The organism is Pseudomonas sp. LBUM1648, from assembly GCF_059716145.1.
On record NZ_CP166808.1, the window covers coordinates 2553330 to 2569754 of the forward strand.

General features: G+C 59.0%; 16 protein-coding genes. 10 read left to right on the forward strand and 6 right to left on the reverse strand.

Features of this window, described 5'->3' with window-relative positions:
- Window position 1: 1 nt before the first annotated feature.
- The 3 genes from ACA043_RS11795 (at window position 2) to ACA043_RS11805 (ending at window position 1931) form a co-directional block, all read left to right on the forward strand.
- A complete protein-coding gene (locus ACA043_RS11795; RefSeq protein WP_187680249.1) occupies window positions 2-196 on the forward strand; it encodes a hypothetical protein in 195 nt (64 codons plus the stop codon).
- Between the two features lie 22 nt (window positions 197-218).
- On the forward strand, window positions 219-401 hold the full coding sequence (locus ACA043_RS11800; RefSeq protein WP_187680250.1) for a hypothetical protein: 183 nt from the start codon (window positions 219-221) through the stop codon (window positions 399-401).
- A gap of 249 nt (window positions 402-650) precedes the next feature.
- Window positions 651-1931 carry an HAAAP family serine/threonine permease gene (locus ACA043_RS11805; protein ID WP_401270979.1) on the forward strand — a complete coding sequence of 427 codons (1281 nt, stop codon included), beginning with the start codon at window positions 651-653 and terminating at the stop codon, window positions 1929-1931.
- A gap of 214 nt (window positions 1932-2145) precedes the next feature.
- Here the strand turns inward: ACA043_RS11805 and acnB are convergent, their stop codons facing one another.
- A complete protein-coding gene (gene acnB / locus ACA043_RS11810; protein WP_489880122.1) occupies window positions 2146-4755 on the reverse strand; it encodes a bifunctional aconitate hydratase 2/2-methylisocitrate dehydratase in 2610 nt (869 codons plus the stop codon).
- A 410-nt stretch (window positions 4756-5165) separates the two neighbouring features.
- Here acnB and ACA043_RS11815 point away from each other — a divergent pair, with 410 nt between their 5' ends.
- Window positions 5166-5636, forward strand: a complete 471-nt coding sequence (locus ACA043_RS11815) for a DUF1289 domain-containing protein (RefSeq protein ID WP_187680252.1) — start codon at window positions 5166-5168, stop codon at window positions 5634-5636.
- 84 nt (window positions 5637-5720) lie between these two features.
- Here ACA043_RS11815 and uspL read toward each other — a convergent pair whose 3' ends face one another.
- Entirely contained in the window at window positions 5721-6584 is an 864-nt protein-coding gene (uspL, locus tag ACA043_RS11820; protein WP_497617674.1) for a universal stress protein UspL, read from the reverse strand.
- Window positions 6585-6743: 159 nt separating this feature from the next.
- Between uspL and ACA043_RS11825 the strand changes: the two genes are divergently transcribed.
- The 3 genes from ACA043_RS11825 (at window position 6744) to ACA043_RS11835 (ending at window position 9483) form a co-directional block, all read left to right on the forward strand.
- Window positions 6744-7346 (forward strand): MiaE family protein, encoded by a 603-nt coding sequence (locus ACA043_RS11825; protein WP_122607119.1) that lies wholly within the window; start codon window positions 6744-6746, stop codon window positions 7344-7346.
- A gap of 142 nt (window positions 7347-7488) precedes the next feature.
- A complete protein-coding gene (locus ACA043_RS11830; protein ID WP_187680287.1) occupies window positions 7489-8196 on the forward strand; it encodes a response regulator in 708 nt (235 codons plus the stop codon).
- Complete coding sequence (locus ACA043_RS11835) at window positions 8197-9483, forward strand: ATP-binding protein (protein ID WP_497659274.1); 1287 nt, start codon at window positions 8197-8199, stop codon at window positions 9481-9483.
- 66 nt (window positions 9484-9549) lie between these two features.
- Here ACA043_RS11835 and ACA043_RS11840 read toward each other — a convergent pair whose 3' ends face one another.
- Entirely contained in the window at window positions 9550-10347 is a 798-nt protein-coding gene (locus ACA043_RS11840; RefSeq protein WP_497659275.1) for a MipA/OmpV family protein, read from the reverse strand.
- A gap of 244 nt (window positions 10348-10591) precedes the next feature.
- On the opposite strand from ACA043_RS11840, the gene glsB reads away from it, so the two are divergent.
- Window positions 10592-11500 (forward strand): glutaminase B, encoded by a 909-nt coding sequence (glsB, locus tag ACA043_RS11845; RefSeq protein WP_187680255.1) that lies wholly within the window; start codon window positions 10592-10594, stop codon window positions 11498-11500.
- 139 nt (window positions 11501-11639) lie between these two features.
- Window positions 11640-13142 carry an aldehyde dehydrogenase family protein gene (locus ACA043_RS11850; RefSeq protein WP_497659276.1) on the forward strand — a complete coding sequence of 501 codons (1503 nt, stop codon included), beginning with the start codon at window positions 11640-11642 and terminating at the stop codon, window positions 13140-13142.
- Between the two features lie 66 nt (window positions 13143-13208).
- Here ACA043_RS11850 and ACA043_RS11855 read toward each other — a convergent pair whose 3' ends face one another.
- Window positions 13209-13868, reverse strand: a complete 660-nt coding sequence (locus ACA043_RS11855; protein WP_497617681.1) for a carbonic anhydrase — start codon at window positions 13866-13868, stop codon at window positions 13209-13211.
- 64 nt (window positions 13869-13932) lie between these two features.
- Window positions 13933-14400 carry a cyanase gene (gene cynS / locus ACA043_RS11860; RefSeq protein ID WP_401265513.1) on the reverse strand — a complete coding sequence of 156 codons (468 nt, stop codon included), beginning with the start codon at window positions 14398-14400 and terminating at the stop codon, window positions 13933-13935.
- 119 nt (window positions 14401-14519) lie between these two features.
- Here cynS and cynR point away from each other — a divergent pair, with 119 nt between their 5' ends.
- Entirely contained in the window at window positions 14520-15407 is an 888-nt protein-coding gene (gene cynR / locus ACA043_RS11865) for a transcriptional regulator CynR (protein ID WP_497659277.1), read from the forward strand.
- Between the two features lie 336 nt (window positions 15408-15743).
- Here cynR and ACA043_RS11870 read toward each other — a convergent pair whose 3' ends face one another.
- Window positions 15744-16073 (reverse strand): hypothetical protein, encoded by a 330-nt coding sequence (locus tag ACA043_RS11870; RefSeq protein WP_042559618.1) that lies wholly within the window; start codon window positions 16071-16073, stop codon window positions 15744-15746.
- Between the last annotated feature and the right edge of the window lie 352 nt (window positions 16074-16425).

The following is a 16425-nucleotide window of genomic DNA, read 5'->3' on the forward strand; positions in this document are numbered from 1 at the left end:
CATGCTTCAGAACGATCGGGAAAATCTGGAACTCGAAAGGCTTCAAAATGAAATTCGTAAACTCGTTGTTGAGAGACTCAAGCTCATGGCGGAGGAAGGCAAATTAAAGCGAGAAAAATTCTGGTATCCAGTCGCGGTAGGCACTGGGGGGCTGACCGCGCTTGCTGCTGTATTAACTCTTTTGATCAAGTTTTAAGTTAACCCGGAAAAGAATAATCATGACCCTAGAAGAACGTGTTGCCAGAATTGAACGTCTGTATCAGGAGGGCGCCGAACTTGCTGAAGAAGCGCAAGACCTCTCACCAGCGGAAATCCGCTCAGAGTTATTCAGGTTCAGCATGGGGGCGCTATTTGCCTTGGTAGTGCTCATCATTGGGACGATAGTTCTCCGTTCGCTTTGAAACGTCCTCGGCAAGTTCGGCGCAAGACATGTTTAAAAACGACGCCGAACATACCTGAAGCCGACAGCAATTTCCCCAAAAACGACACCCCTCTGATCTGCTCCGCACAACCATTCCTCAGCTAAGTCTTTGCTTCTGCTCATTTATCGCGGAGAATCGCGCCCCTGTTTCGGCCGGAGCATGTCTGTCGGTTTTTTCCGACGCGTCCTGACCGAGTGGCAAGTGACCGGAATGCGGAGATCCGACCGGATGAATGATCAGGCCAAAAGCGTCGACCAACGCTTTGATGCAGCAGCACCCGCTGAACTTTCGAGCTGGAATCGCCAGGACACCACCTGGATGTTGGGACTGTTTGGGACGGCCATCGGCGCCGGCACCCTGTATTTGCCAATCAACGCAGGGTTGGGTGGCTTCTGGCCGCTGGTGATCCTCACGTTGCTGGCGTTCCCGATGACGTTCTTCGCACACCGTGGTCTGACCCGCTTCGTGCTCTCCGGTCGCGAAGGCGCCGACATCACGGATGTCGTCGAGGAGCATTTCGGCATCAAGGCAGGTGCACTGATCACGCTGCTGTACTTCTTCGCCATCTTCCCGATCCTGCTGATCTACAGCGTGGGCCTGACCAACACGGTCGCCAGTTTCCTTGAACATCAACTGCACATCACGCCGCCGCCACGGGCGATTTTGTCGTTTGTGCTGATCCTCGGTCTGCTGGCGGTGGTGCGTTGCGGCGAGCAGGCGATCGTCAAGGCGATGAGCCTGATGGTCTATCCGTTCATCGTCGCGCTGCTGTTTCTGGCGGTGTACCTGATCCCACACTGGAATGGCGGCATCCTCGCCACCGCTTCGCAAGTGCCACCACCGTCGGCGTTGCTGCACACGCTGTGGCTGGCAATTCCGGTGATGGTGTTCTCCTTCAACCACTCACCTATCATCTCGGCGTTTGCGGTGGATCAGAAGCGTCGTTATGGCGAAAACGCTGACCAGCGCAGCTCACAGATTTTGTGCCGCGCCCACCTGCTGATGGTGGTGATGGTGCTGTTCTTCGTGTTCAGTTGCGTGCTGACCCTGTCGCCGGAGCAACTGGCGCAAGCGAAGGATCAGAACCTGTCGATCCTGTCGTACCTGGCCAACCACTTCAGCAACCCGACCATCGCGTTTGCGGCGCCGTTGATTGCTTTCGTGGCGATCTCCAAGTCGTTCCTCGGTCACTACATCGGTGCCAGCGAAGGTCTCAAAGGCCTGATCATCAAGAGTGGCAAGCGTCCGGGCGCCAAGGCGCTGGACCGCATGGTGGCGGCGTTCATGCTGGTAATCTGCTGGATCGTCGCAACTCTTGACCCAAGCATCCTGGGCATGATCGAGACCGTCGGTGGCCCAGTGATCGCAGCGATTCTGTTCCTGATGCCGATGTACGCGATTCGCAAAATACCGGCGATGGCCCGTTATCGTGGCCAGGCGTCGAACGTGTTTGTCACGGCTGTTGGTCTGGTGGCTATCTCGGCGCTGGTTTACAAGCTGTCGCTGTAAAGCAAGATCAAGAGACCGCAGTAACAAAAGCCGCTGTACACGATGTGTGCAGCGGCTTTTTTTCGCCTGTCTGGCGCCCATCAGAGGTGTCGCCTGACATGCCGCCATCGCTGGCTTGCCAGCGATGAGGCCGGGACAGGCTCTGACTATTCAGCAGGCATAAAAAAACGCCGCTCATCTCACGATGGGCGGCGTTCTTTATTGCGTTGTAACGTTAGGCTTGAACGACCGGAATGTTGGCGTTCGCAGCAGCTTCACGGAACTCGGCGATCTGGTCGAAGGACAGGTAGCGGTAGATATCGGCCGCCATGCTGTCGATCTTGCCAGCGTATTCCATGTACTCCTCGACGGTCGGCAGGCGACCCAGGATCGATGCAACGGACGCCAGCTCAGCCGAAGCCAGGTAGACGTTCGCGCCGTCGCCCAGACGGTTCGGGAAGTTACGGGTCGACGTCGACACCACGGTGCTGTTCGGCTCAACGCGTGCCTGGTTACCCATGCACAGCGAGCAGCCTGGCATTTCCATGCGTGCGCCAGCCTTGCCGTAGATGCCGTAGTAGCCTTCTTCGGTCAGTTGGTGAGCGTCCATTTTGGTCGGCGGCGACAGCCACAGACGGGTTGGCAGCTGACCTTTGACCTGATCCAGCAGTTTACCGGCAGCGCGGAAGTGACCGATGTTGGTCATGCACGAACCGATGAACACTTCGTCGATCTTCTCGCCAGCAACGCTGGACAGCAGACGGGCGTCGTCCGGATCGTTTGGCGCGCACAGTACAGGCTCACTGATGTCGGCCAGATCGATTTCGATGACTTCGGCGTATTCGGCGTCGGCATCGGCTTCCATCAGCTCAGGGTTGGCAACCCAGGCTTCCATCGCTTGGGCGCGACGTTCCAGAGTACGAGCATCGCCGTAGCCTTCGCCGATCATCCAGCGCAGCAGGGTGATGTTCGAGTTCAGGTACTCGGTGATCGACTCTTTCGACAGCTTGATGGTGCAACCGGCAGCCGAACGTTCGGCCGAGGCGTCGGACAGTTCGAAAGCCTGTTCCAGCGTCAGGCCTTCCAGGCCTTCGATTTCCAGGATGCGGCCGGAGAAGGCGTTTTTCTTGCCTTTCTTCTCGACGGTCAGCAGACCGTTCTGGATAGCGAAGTAAGGAATGGCATGAACCAGGTCACGCAGGGTGATGCCAGGTTTCATTTTGCCTTTGAAGCGCACCAGGATCGATTCCGGCATGTCCAGCGGCATAACGCCAGTGGCTGCGGCGAACGCGACCAGACCGGAACCGGCCGGGAACGAGATGCCCATCGGGAAACGGGTGTGCGAGTCACCACCGGTACCCACGGTGTCCGGCAGCAGCATGCGGTTCAGCCACGAGTGGATGATGCCGTCGCCCGGACGCAGGGAAACGCCGCCGCGGGTCATGATGAAGTCAGGCAGGGTGTGGTGGGTGGTCACGTCGATCGGCTTTGGATAAGCCGCGGTGTGGCAGAAGGACTGCATCACCAGATCAGCGGAGAAGCCCAGGCACGCCAGGTCTTTCAGTTCGTCACGGGTCATTGGACCGGTGGTGTCCTGAGAACCCACGGTGGTCATCTTCGGTTCGCAGTAGGTGCCAGGACGAACGCCTTGGCCTTCTGCCAGACCGCAAGCCTTGCCGACCATTTTCTGCGCCAGGGTGAAACCCTTGGTGCTTTCAGCCGGTGCTTCCGGTTTCTTGAACAGGTCGAACGCTGGCAGACCCAGTTCAGCGCGAGCCTTCTCGGTCAGGCCACGGCCGATGATCAGCGGGATACGGCCGCCGGCGCGGACTTCGTCCAGCAGAACCGGGGTCTTCATTTCGAAGGTGGTCAGGACTTCGTCGGTGCCGTGTTTGCAGACTTTGCCAGCATGCGGGTACAGGTCGATCACGTCGCCCATGTTCATGTTGGAAACGTCGAACTCGATTGGCAGTGCGCCGGCATCTTCCATGGTGTTGTAGAAGATCGGAGCGATTTTGCTGCCGAAGCAGAAACCGCCAGCGCGCTTGTTCGGCACGTAAGGCACGTCGTCGCCGAAGAACCACAGCACCGAGTTGGTAGCGGATTTACGCGAGGAACCGGTACCGACCACGTCACCGACGTAGGCGATCGGGAAGCCTTGACCGCGCATTTCTTCGATCTGCTTCATCGGGCCGATGGCGCCCTGCTGATCAGGAACGATGCCGTCGCGAGCCATTTTCAGCATGGCCAGGGCGTGCAGCGGGATGTCTGGACGCGACCAGGCGTCTGGAGCAGGGGACAGGTCGTCGGTGTTGGTTTCGCCAGTTACTTTGAAGACGCGCAGGCTGATCTTGTCGGCCAGGGTCGGGCGGTTCTTGAACCACTCGCCGTCAGCCCAGGATTGCAGTACGGCTTGGGCGTGAGCGTTGCCGTTCTTGGCTTTTTCCGCCACGTCGTGGAACGCATCGAACATCAGCAGGGTGTGCTTGAGTTGCGCGGCAGCGACTGGCGCCAGTTCGGCGTCGTCCAGCAGGTCAACCAGGGTCACGATGTTGTAGCCGCCCTGCATGGTGCCGAGCAGTTCTACAGCGCGCTTTTTGTCCAGCAGAGGGGAGGAAACTTCGCCCTTGGCCAGTGCAGACAGGAAACCGGCTTTGACATAAGCGGCTTCGTCCACGCCTGGTGGAATGCGATTGGTGATCAGGTCAACGAGGAATTCTTCTTCGCCAGCCGGAGGGTTTTTCAGCAGCTCGACCAGGCCTGCTGTTTGTTCGGCGTTAAGCGGCTGGGGAACGATACCCAGGGCTGCACGCTCTTCGATATGTTTGCGGTAGGCTTCAAGCACAGTTATTACCCTCATCAGTGGTCCCAAATGGGTGTCCGGGACGCTCATCCCGAAATGGTCGTACTCATGCGCTGCGTGGCGTTGTGGGCCACTTAGCCAGAATTACCGACCATTCCTTACAGAAGCTGCTTTCAAAGTTTTACGCCTGCAGAACGGGGAGCTGATGAGGGTTGGCGTTGGGTTTTTCCCCGCTGGAAAAACCCTTCGCCAACACCGCTCTGAAGGAACGACTGTGCTCGTGACGCTTTGAAAACAGCTTCTAACGGACATTGGCGCCTTAAAAGGCTGGCTGATTCTACGGCAAAAAAAAATTAAAGGTAAGTTCGTCCCTGATGTTTGAGGGGTGATGAATGTTAGACAAAGGGCTAACATGCCGACCTGTTCCGCGTTTCAGTGCCTTTGCCTACCTTATGCCCAATCAGACCATCAAGACCCCCTGCGTCGGCCTCTGCTCCACTGTTTACGGTGATCTGGTGTGCCGTGGCTGCAAGCGTTTCCATCACGAAGTGATCAACTGGAATGGTTACGGTGAGGAGGAAAAGCGTGCGGTGTGGTTGCGCCTGGAACAATTGCTGTCACAAGTGATGGCGGGCAAGGTCGAAATATTCGATCCCGCGCGCCTTCGCCAGCAGTTGGAACAGCGCAAGATCCGCTTCGTGCCGCATCAGTCGGAATATTGCTGGGCGTATCAGCTGATTGCCCGGGGGGCGCGGGTGATCATTAATCTCGAAGCGTATGGCATGGTGCTGCTGCCGGAGTTTCGTGACTGGAATCTGCCGGAGTTGCGCGATGCCATTGATCGGGAATTCTTCCTGCTGTCGGAAGCGCACTATCAGCGCTACATCGCGCCCGGCTTTTTGAAGGACGCCTTCGGCGCCTGAAAGTCAAAAGATCGCAGCCTTCGGCAGCTACAGGGAAATGCGATCTACCTGCAGGAGCTGCCGAAGGCTGCGATCTTTTGATCTTTAGTGCTTCGCCGTCAACTCCACCAGATGATCCTCAACCTCCTGCGGCTTGAGCACCAGCACATCACTTTCCAGCTCATCCAGCACCACTTCAGCGGTATTGCCGATCAGCGCCCCTGACAAGCCTGTGCGCGCCACGGTGCCGATCACGGTCACCGCCGCTTGCAGCTTGTGCGCCATAAACGGAATCAACACATCCGCCGGTCCTTCCTCGATGTGCAAATGTGCGTCGTCGACGTCGAATTCCGCTTGAAACGCCCGGCACTGTTCACGATAGCGCGCCTCGATGGTCTCACTGAGTTGCAGCGTGGGGTCTGCGGCCGACAACATCGGCGACGGGTGGGCGCTGATCACATGCAGATGCCCCTTGGCCAGGCTGGCAATGTCATAGCCATGATCAATGATGGTGGTGTGCAGATGACGGTGCTCACCGTCGACATTGCCCACGTCGACAGCCGCCAGAATCACCCGGTCCTTCCAGGAGGTGGACGTTTTCACCAACAGCACCGGAGTAGGGCAGTGGCGCAGCAGCTTCCAGTCCGCCGGGGTCAGCAGGGCTTTTTTCAGCGAGCTGTCGGGGAAATGCTGTTTGACTACCAGTCCGCAGCCTTCGGCCTGCTGCACGTCGATGATGGTTTCGTGCAGGCTCTCGTTCCACGCCTGCTCAGTGGTCACGCTGTAGCCGTCCTCTAGCAGCGCAGCTTTGAGTACGCTGAGCATGGCGGCGTGGTCGTGCTTCTTGTCGCACACCAGCAGGTGCAGATGGGCCTGGGTCACCCCGGCGATCAACTTGGCGCGCTTGAGCGCCAGGCTTTCCGAGTGTTCGGGTTCGATGACCACCAGAATGCTGCGAATGGCTTGCATGAGCGGAGTCTCCAGCAAAGAAAAGGCACGGCGTTGCACAACTATAGTTGCTGCTCCAACACCTGCGACTTGATGCATATCAACACCCGCCGCTGGTGGTCTGCGGACAGGCCGGTATAATCGGCGCCCTTCGCTCGAACACCTTTTACCGTGAGCCCCATGATCCTTCCCGAAATCCACGAATTCCTTGGCTGCCGCACACCCGACGCCTGGGTGCAGGCGGCACTGGCCGATCAGGAAACTCTACTGATCGACCACAAGAACTGCGAGTTCAAGGCGGCCAGCACCGCGCTGAGCCTGATAGCCAAGTACCATTCCCACGTCGATCTGATCAACATGATGTCGCGTCTGGCCCGGGAAGAACTGGTGCACCACGAACAGGTCATGCGCATCATGAAGCGCCGCAAGATCGAGCTGCGTCAGTTGCATGCCGGCCGCTACGCCTCGGGCCTGCGCAAAGTGGTACGCAGCCATGAGCCGGTGAAACTGGTCGATACGCTGGTGGTCGGGGCGTTTATCGAAGCGCGCAGTTGCGAGCGTTTCGAAGCACTGGTGCCGCATTTGGACGAAGAACTCGGCAAGTTCTACTTTGGCCTGCTGAAAAGCGAGGCGCGGCATTTTCAGGGTTATCTGAAGCTGGCTTATCAATATGGCGATGCAAAAGACATCGCTCAGGTGATCGAGAAAGTGCGTGCTGCCGAGCAAGAACTGATCGAATCGCCGGACGACGAGTTCCGTTTCCATAGCGGCGTACCTGCCTGAGATTGTTAAAAACTCTTAAGAGTATGAAACATCACCGAAAACCGGCCCCAGTGGCCGGTTTTTGCTGCCCGCTGTAAACGCCACAACAATGTTTGCCGCCATAATGGCGCCCACTTCACACATGGGTTGGCAAATGGTCGTTATGGATAACCTGGGTTTTGGCAAAGTCCTGCTGGTGGAAGACGACGAGCGCCTTGCCGCACTGATCGCGCACTTCCTCGAACAGCACGGCTACGAGGTGCGCACGGTGCATCGCGGTGATCTGGCCGTGGCCGCGTTCCATGAGTTCAAACCGAAAGTGGTGGTGCTCGACCTGATGCTGCCGGGGCAGAGCGGTCTGCACGTGTGCCGGGAAATCCGCAGTGTGTCGGACACGCCGATCGTGATTCTGACCGCCAAGGAAGACGATCTCGACCACATTCTGGGCCTTGAGTCCGGTGCCGATGACTACGTAATCAAGCCGATCAAACCACCGGTATTGCTGGCCCGATTGCGCGCATTGCAGCGGCGGCAGGCGCCGGACAGTGGCGTGGTCAGTTCTCTGGAATTCGGTCAGCTGAGCATCGACCGCAGTTGCCGCGAGGTACGCCTGGCGGGCGAGATCATCGAAATGACCACCATGGAATTCGAGCTGCTGTGGTTGCTGGCCAGTGCGGCCGGCAATACGCTTTCACGCGATGACATCCTCAACCGTATGCGCGGCATTGCCTTCGATGGGCTGAACCGCAGCGTCGACGTGTACATCAGCAAATTGCGCAACAAGCTCAAGGACAACCCACGCGAACCGGTGTGCATCAAGACCGTGTGGGGCAAGGGTTATCTGTTCAATCCGTTTGCTTGGGAGCTGTAAATGCTGCGGTTATTTCTCGGCCTGTTTCTGGTGATGACGGTGGGGCTGGTGTTGGCTCTGCAGACGGTCGAGCGCACATTCGACGCGCTGCTCGATTATCAGATGGAGGATTACAACCGCGAGGCGATGCGTGGGCAGGTCTGGACGCTGAGCGAGCTATTGCGTGGCCTCGACGGCCCGGCACGGGAAAAGCAGCTTGAGGCCATTCGCCCGCACTACGGTTCGGGGCTGACGCTGGTTGAAGCCGAACAACTGGCATTGAGCGACAAGGAAAAAACCGAGCTGGCTCAAGGGCGACTGGTGATCCGCGACAAGTACACCCACTACATCGGCTCAATTGATGGCGGCTCGCAGCTGCTCAGTATCCGTCTGCCGGCCGAGCCCAGTTTGATGCCGTTTTACCTTGCGGCGGCGTATCTGATGATCGCGGTGATGATTGGTTTCGTCCTGTTCTTCTGGGTGCGCCCGCACTGGCGTGATCTGGAAAAACTGCGCCTGGCCGCCGAACGTTTCGGCGACAACGATCTGTCAGTACGCATTCAGCTGTCCAAACGCTCGAACATCCGTGATCTGGCCGAGCATTTCAACCTGATGGCCGCACGTATCGAAAGCCTCATCGCCAATCAGCGCGAATTGACCAATGCGGTATCCCACGAACTGCGCACGCCGATTGCGCGGCTGTCGTTTGAGCTCGATCAGCTCAAGCAGTCTCCGGACGCCAGCCAGAATCGCGAACTGATTGCCGATATGTACGCCGACCTTGGCGAGCTGGAGGAAATGGTCTCCGAGCTGCTGACCTATGCCAGCCTCGAGCGCGGCGCGACGGTGATCAAGCGCGAGAACATTCAGGCGGCCAATTGGCTGGACAGCGTGGTCGGCAGTGTGGCGCTAGAGGCAGAGGCGGCGGGGGTGCAGTTGTTGATCGGTGATTGCCGGATCGAAACGGTGCGCATCGAGCCGCGGTTCATGGCACGGGCGGTGATCAACCTGCTGCGCAATGCAATTCGCTATGCCGAGCAGCGTGTGGAGGTGACGCTGGTGCGCACGGGTGATTACTACGAAGTGCGGGTCAACGATGACGGGCCGGGGGTGCCGGTGGATGGACGGGAGAAGATCTTTGAACCGTTCTCGCGGCTGGATGCCAGCCGGGATCGCCGCACGGGTGGTTTTGGCCTGGGATTGGCGTTGGTGCGGAGGGTCTCGCAATCCCATGGTGGGCAGGTCGAGGTTGGGGATTCGCCTTGGGGCGGGGCGTCGTTTCGCATGACCTGGGCGCATCTGGATTGATTGCACTGTCAGTGGCGGCCCCATCGCTGGCTTGCCAGCGATGAGGTCATCAAAGACGCCACAAAATCAAAAGCTGTACGCCACCTGCCCAACCGCTGAAGTCTGCAACCTGCGGTCGACAATCGGGCTGTCCGCCGCCTCACTACTCAGGTACTGCACCGCCAGCACCGAAGACACACTCCAGCGCTCATCAATGGGCAACGTCCAGGTCAACTCTCCACCGCGACTGATCAGCCCGCCTTTCGCCTCATAAGCGCCGAACTTGCTGCGCGCAGCCTGCGCCGAGCTGACGCCGTACCAGGTGCGCAGGTAATCGCCATCGCCAAACTGGCTGTTCAACCCGCCGATCACTTTGCCATATCGACCTTCATACAACGGCAAGTTGATACTCAGCTTCAGTCGGTTCCACGACGAGCCGGTGTCGCGGTCATCGTCGTCCTTTTCCAGCGCATGCTCGAAGCTCGCTCCAAGAATGATCGGCCCCATGTGGTAGCTGCCATCCACGCCCAACACCGGGCGTGATTTGATCGAACCCATGCCGTTCAACTCGTCAGAGCCTTTGAATCCGCTCTTGCGATCCTTGCGCACATCGCTGGCCCCGACGTAGACGCTGAGACCGAAATTGTCTTCATCAAACCCCCAACCCAGTCCCCGACCAGTGTCGAGAAAAAAGCCCTGGGGGCTGACCACTTTGAAACCCACCAGCGGCGCCGTTACCCGCTCACCACTGCCGCTGTAGCGCGGCGCGTTGACCACGCCTGCATGCAGGGTCGTGTGCCAGTCTTCGGCGCGCAACGAACCGCCGGGAATCAGCAAGCAAAGGGAAGTCAGAGACAAGGAGAGTGTGCGAAACGGAACTGGCATGAGGCACCCGAGAGTAATGTGGATGCGCCCATGCTAGGTGGCTGCCGGCCAGCAATCTTTGGCAGCTTTGTCGGGAAACTGTCAAAGACTGTGAAGGCAGTCACCAGGTGCTCTCCGATAGCAGGGGTGTGCGCTTGAGCCTGGAACATTTTGCTCGACACCCGCCGGTGTGATTCGACCCGCGTCGGCAGCGTCTAGCCCCAGTGTCCCCGCAATCCCATGGGGCGAGACTTCGGAACCCGGCATGCAAGCGCTGTTGAACGAGATCCTGGACGCTGTCCGGCCCCTGATCGGTCAGGGCAAAGTGGCTGACTACATTCCTGCCCTCGGCACCGTGCCGGCCAATCAGTTGGGCATCGCCGTGTATGGCAACGACGGCGAGATGTATTTTGCCGGCGACGCCGAGACACCGTTCTCGGTGCAGAGTATTTCCAAGGTGTTCAGCCTGGTGCAGGCGATTGATCACTCGGGTGAGGCGATCTGGGAACGCCTCGGCCATGAGCCGTCCGGTCAGCCGTTCAACTCGCTGGTGCAACTGGAATTCGAGCGTGGCCGACCGCGTAATCCGTTCATCAATGCCGGTGCGCTGGTGATCTGCGACATCAACCAGTCGCGCTTCGCCGCACCGACCCTGTCGATGCGTGATTTTGTCCGGCGCCTGTCGGGCAATCCGCAAGTCATGATCGACGCCAAGGTCGCTGATTCCGAATATCAGCACCGTGCGCGCAACGCGGCGATGGCGTACCTGATGCAATCCTTCGGCAACTTCCACAACGACGTCGAGTCGGTTCTGCGTAGCTATTTCAGCCATTGCGCGCTGCGCATGAACTGCATTGATCTGGCCCGGGCGTTCTGCTTTCTGGCCAACGACGGTTTCTGCAAACACAGTGGCGAACAGATACTGACGCGCCGCCAGACCCAGCAGGTCAACTCGATCATGGCCACCAGCGGACTGTATGACGAGGCGGGCAACTTCGCCTATCGCGTCGGCCTGCCGGGTAAGAGTGGCGTAGGCGGCGGGATCGTCGCGGTGGTGCCGGGGCAGTTCACTGTGTGCGTGTGGTCGCCAGAGTTGAATGCTGCGGGGAATTCGCTGGCGGGGATGGCGGCGCTGGAGATGCTCAGTTCGCGGATTGGCTGGTCGGTGTTCTGACCCGATCAGTCAAACACCACAAAATCCTCTGGGAGCTGGCAAGCCAGCTCCCACCGGGATAGCGGTGTTTGCGGAAGGTGTATTTCAGCGAAGAATCCTATACATTTTGCGCCCGCCCTCTGCATGGTGAATCCGCTTCATGTCTCTTGCGCTCGAACGTCTGGTTGCTGGTACGCCGATCCCTTTCGCTGGTAACCGCGTCACCGTGGTCAGCCCCGAACTGGCCGCGCGCTTTCAGCCCGGTGATCACCTGCTGGTTGAGCAGGTGAGTGGCGAACTGTTGCTGATTCCGGTCGCCGATCAACAAGCGGCCTCTGTGGCGATCGAACGTGCGGCGGCGGCATTTACCGCGCTGTCGGCGGTGTCCGATGAGGCGATCAGTCAATTCTTCGATCTGTTCGCGCAGCGCCTGGAAACACCGGATTGCTGGGCACAGATTGAAGCAGCCAATCTCGCCGATATCGAGCGGGCCAAGGCACGCGGGCGTTCCACCACGCGTCTGCTCGCCGACGAGCGTATGCGCGGCGATATGATTGCCGGCCTGCGTGCCTGGCGTGATGCGCCGGCGACGCGCGGTAAAGTCATCAGCAGCGTCGAACACGACGGCTGGAAGGTCGAGCAGGTGGTCTCGCCGCTGGGTATCGTCGCGTTTGTCTTTGAAGGTCGCCCTAACGTCTTCGCCGATGCGGCCGGTGTCTTGCGTACCGGTAATACAGCGGTGCTACGGATTGGCAGCGATGCGCTGGGGACGGCGCAAGCCATCGTCACACATGCGCTGAACCCGGCGTTGGCTGCGGCCGGTCTGCCGGCGGGCGCGGTGTCGTTGGTGGAGAGCGTCAATCACGCCGCCGGTTGGGCGATGTTTGCCGATCGGCGCTTGTCGCTGGCGGTGGCTCGTGGTTCGGGGCGCGCGGTCAGTCAACTGGGCAGCATTGCCCAGCAGGCCGGGACTGCGGTCAGCCTGCATGGCACCGGTGGGGCGTGGTTGATTGCCGATCGTGAAGCTGATGCCAAACGCTTTGCGGCGGTGGTACGCAATTCGCTGGATCGCAAAGTCTGCAACACCCTGAACGTCTGCCTGATTCAGCGCGAGCGCGCCGCCGAACTGGTGCCACTGTTCCTCGATGCGCTGCAACAGGCCGGCACCGCGCGCGGCCAAGGCTGCAAATTGCACATCGTCGAAGGCAGCGAAAGTTGCCTGCCCACTGAATGGCAGAACGCGACGGTCGAGGTCTATCGCGCCGAGGGTTATCAGACCGAAGCACTGGCCGAACCGCTGGCAAAGTCGGAGCTGGGTCGCGAGTGGGAATGGGAAGAAACCCCGGAGGTCAGCCTGATGATCGTTGACGATCTGGATCAGGCCATTGCGCTGTTCAATCGCTACAGCCCGCAATTTACCGTGTCGCTGATCAGCGAAGATGCGCAGGTTCAGGAGCGGTTCTACAACGCGGTGAATGCGCCGTTTGTGGGCAATGGCATCACCCGATGGGTCGATGGCCTGTACGCACTGAACAAGCCGGAACTGGGGCTTTCGAACTGGGAGAGTGGGCGGTTGTTTGCGCGCAGCGCGATTCTTTCCGGGGATGGTGTGTTTACGGTGCGTAGTCGCATGAGCCAGATCGACCTGACCGTAAAACGCTGACTGCGTTGCGCAGGAACTGCCGAAGGCCCGAGCCTTCGGCAGTTCCTACAGGGGGCAAAGTGTATTTCAGGCTGCTTCGCTGGTGTTTGCCTGAACTGCGCAAGCCGCCGGTTGTTCGGCCAGCGGCACAAAGGTGCGGCGGTCCGAGGACAGCGCATCGATCGAGCCAGTCTCGATGTCATACACCCAGCCATGCAGATTCAGCAGGCCTTTCTCCTGGGCCAGACGCACACTCGGATGGGTCTGGATATTCGCCAGCTGCGCGATCACGTTTTCGCGCACCATCGAACTCAATTTCGCCGCGTCATTGGCATGCGGCCGCGCTTCGTTCACCACTTTCGCCGACTCGGCATGTTGCAGCCAGCCACTGACGGCGGGCAGGTGATCCATGCATTTGCACTTCGCAATCGCCGTCATCGCACCGCAATCAGAGTGTCCGCAGATCACAATGTCCGTCACGCCAAGCACCGCCACCGCATATTCCACCGTCGCCGACACCCCGCCCGGATGAGGGCTGTAGGACGGCACGATATTGCCGGCGTTGCGGATCACAAACAGTTCGCCGGGTTCTTGCTGGGTCAGCAGTTCCGGCACCACGCGGCTGTCGGAGCAGGTGATGAACAAAGTGCCGGGTTGCTGGGTGGTCGCCAGGTGTTTGAACAGTTCGGTGCGTTTCGGGAAGGCTTCGTTCTGGAACTTCAGGAAACCGTCGATCAGGGCTTTCATGGGCGTGTCCTCTTCAATGGAGATCGGTGGGCCCGCACGCGGGGGGCGGGCGGGCCGGGGCACATCAGAACGGACGCAGGGGCAGGAATTTGCCGTCGAGGGTGACCACGGCGCGGGAACCGCCTTCCGGGTCTTCGACTTTCTTGATGTCCAGTTTGAAGTTGATCGCGCTGATGATGCCGTCGCCGAACTGCTCGTGAACCAAAGCTTTGAGGGTCGTGCCGTAGATCTGGATCATCTCGTGGAAGCGGTAGATGGTCGGGTCGGTCGGCACGCCGCTGAGGCTGCCGCGCAGCGGGATGATTTGCAGGGCGGCGACGTCAGCGGCGTCCAGTTCCAGCTTGTCGCCCACTACTTGGGCGGCGTTTTCCGGCAGGGGGTGCTGGCCGAGCAGGGCGGCGGTGACGAAGGCCAGGCTGAGGCCGGTGCCGTCGGCGAGATCCTGCCAGGACAGGTTTTTGCCTGCCTTGAGGTCAAGAATGCGGGTGGTCAGGGCCAGACTGGTGTCGTTGTAGGCGTGGGACTGTTGCATGGTGTCACTCCTTTCAGGGTTGGCTTGCTGTGTGGGATTGATCTTCTGCCGATTTATCCATAGCGTCCAAGACCCATATACAATGCTTCGCATAAGCCTTTCCTATAGATGGTGCACCCATGCTGTTGCGACATTTGCGTTACCTGCTGGCCGTTGCCGATCACGGCGGCTTTACCCGCGCGGCCGAGGCGCTGCATGTCTCGCAGCCGACCCTGTCGCAACAGATTCGCCAACTGGAGGAAACCCTGGGTGTGAATCTGTTTGATCGCACCTCACGATCGGTCAAACCGACCGATGCCGGCGAGGCCTATATCGAATGCGCGCGGCGGGTGCTGGTGGAACTGGAGGCGGGCAAGCGCGCGTTGCATGACGTGAAGGATCTGACCCGTGGCACCTTGCGTCTGGCCATGACGCCGACGTTCATGGCGTATCTGGTCGGGCCATTGGTGCGCGATTACACGGCGCGGTTTCCGGGGATTCATTTGCAGATCTTCGAGTTGTCGATGGACGACATTGAGGCAGGGCTTGCGGATGACTCGCTGGATATCGCGATTGCATTTACTCCGGTGCGCAGCCCGGACATCGAGTGCATTCCGGCGTTTGTCGAGACGCTGGGGGTGATGGTCGGGCGCGAGCATCCGTTGTACGACAGCACGGCGGTGCTGACCTCGGATGACGTTGCGCAACTGGATTTTGCGCTGCTGGCGCCGGACTTCATCACGCGGCTATCGGTGGATGAGTATTTCCGTCAGCACGGGATCACGCCCAAAGTGCGTATTGAGGTGAACTCGGTGAGTACTTTGCTGGAAGTGGTTCGGCATTCGCCGTTGGCGACAATGTTGCCGCAGGCCATCGCGACTGAAGATCGGGCGCTGCGCAGGCTGCGGGTCGACAGTGAGGCGCCACAGCGCGGGGCGGCGTTGTTGCGGCGGCGCAATAATTATCACAGTGCGGCGGCGGTGGCGTTTGTGGAACTGGTGTTGAGCATGGGAAGCCCCTCACCCTAACCCTCTCCCGGAGGGAGAGGGGACTGACCGAGGTGTTGGTGGCTAATGCGCCGACCTGAAATATTGAAGTTGGATGTAGATCGCAAGCACACTCCAGATCGACTCCCTTTCCCCGAGGGCGAGGGGATTGAACGAGGAGTTTTTGGCTAATGCGCCGACTTGAAATATTGAAGTTGAATGGAGATCGCAAGCACGCTCGAGATCGGCTCCCTCTCCCTCCGGGAGAGGGCTGGGGTGAGGGGATAGATTTAACTAACACCACAAAGCTTACGCCATACACAAAAAAAGGCCTGCTCCATAGCTGGAAGCAGACCCTCTTGTTATTTAAGTTGTAAATCAGCAGAACCGATCAATCACCCGAACTTCATTCTTGTTCTGCATCGAGTCCCACGCCTGTTTCAGCGTCTGCAGAACATTACCGATGAAGTCCTTGTCGGCCGCGGCTTTTTTGCCGACATAACCTTGGCCGCGGCGGTACATCTTCAGGCGGGCCAGCAGGTTCTGATTGTTGCGGTCGAACTCTTCTTCGCCAGCGTGGGGCGCCAGGCAGTCGATATGCACTTGGCCCGATTTGCTGATCCACAGAATATGGCTGTCGAGGCTGTCTTTTTGCGCAGCGAACATACGAGCCAGTTCTTCGATAGTGGGTTGATTGTTCAGATTCATGATTTTGCCCCTTGACCAGTTTGGTGATCTTTCAAAGTTGATTCGCTAATACAGGTAGCCCATCGGTTAGTTGATCCCTGGCACCGAAACCAGGACGTCAGCGGTCGCCCGTTTGAAATACGGGGTCGTGCATCTGTTGCATGTAGTCGTGTTGAATAACTGCTACGCAATAGCGTCACAACGAGGAGAAGCAGCGAAAACCGGGAGGCTCCTTGACGACATTTTCAGTGTCGACCACAAGCGTCTTGAGAATTTTCGCCAGCGCTTCTCGTCCTTGTACTGGACGTTCAGGCCAGGTCAGCTTCTTCAATCTGCCTTGTGGGCAGCGTGTATCCGGAAAAAACAACTCGGC

Bases quoted from the DNA above. Each gene is read 5' to 3' on its own strand.
- ACA043_RS11795 (WP_187680249.1), top strand. From the start codon at position 2: ATGCTTCAGAACGATCGGGAAAATCTGGAACTCGAAAGGCTTCAAAAT.
- ACA043_RS11800 (WP_187680250.1), top strand. From the start codon at position 219: ATGACCCTAGAAGAACGTGTTGCCAGAATTGAACGTCTGTATCAGGAG.
- ACA043_RS11805 (WP_401270979.1), top strand. From the start codon at position 651: ATGAATGATCAGGCCAAAAGCGTCGACCAACGCTTTGATGCAGCAGCA.
- ACA043_RS11815 (WP_187680252.1), top strand. From the start codon at position 5,166: ATGCCCAATCAGACCATCAAGACCCCCTGCGTCGGCCTCTGCTCCACT.
- uspL (WP_497617674.1), bottom strand. From the start codon at position 6,584: ATGCAAGCCATTCGCAGCATTCTGGTGGTCATCGAACCCGAACACTCG.
- ACA043_RS11825 (WP_122607119.1), top strand. From the start codon at position 6,744: ATGATCCTTCCCGAAATCCACGAATTCCTTGGCTGCCGCACACCCGAC.
- ACA043_RS11830 (WP_187680287.1), top strand. From the start codon at position 7,489: ATGGATAACCTGGGTTTTGGCAAAGTCCTGCTGGTGGAAGACGACGAG.
- ACA043_RS11835 (WP_497659274.1), top strand. From the start codon at position 8,197: ATGCTGCGGTTATTTCTCGGCCTGTTTCTGGTGATGACGGTGGGGCTG.
- ACA043_RS11840 (WP_497659275.1), bottom strand. From the start codon at position 10,347: ATGCCAGTTCCGTTTCGCACACTCTCCTTGTCTCTGACTTCCCTTTGC.
- glsB (WP_187680255.1), top strand. From the start codon at position 10,592: ATGCAAGCGCTGTTGAACGAGATCCTGGACGCTGTCCGGCCCCTGATC.
- ACA043_RS11850 (WP_497659276.1), top strand. From the start codon at position 11,640: ATGTCTCTTGCGCTCGAACGTCTGGTTGCTGGTACGCCGATCCCTTTC.
- ACA043_RS11855 (WP_497617681.1), bottom strand. From the start codon at position 13,868: ATGAAAGCCCTGATCGACGGTTTCCTGAAGTTCCAGAACGAAGCCTTC.
- cynS (WP_401265513.1), bottom strand. From the start codon at position 14,400: ATGCAACAGTCCCACGCCTACAACGACACCAGTCTGGCCCTGACCACC.
- cynR (WP_497659277.1), top strand. From the start codon at position 14,520: ATGCTGTTGCGACATTTGCGTTACCTGCTGGCCGTTGCCGATCACGGC.
- ACA043_RS11870 (WP_042559618.1), bottom strand. From the start codon at position 16,073: ATGAATCTGAACAATCAACCCACTATCGAAGAACTGGCTCGTATGTTC.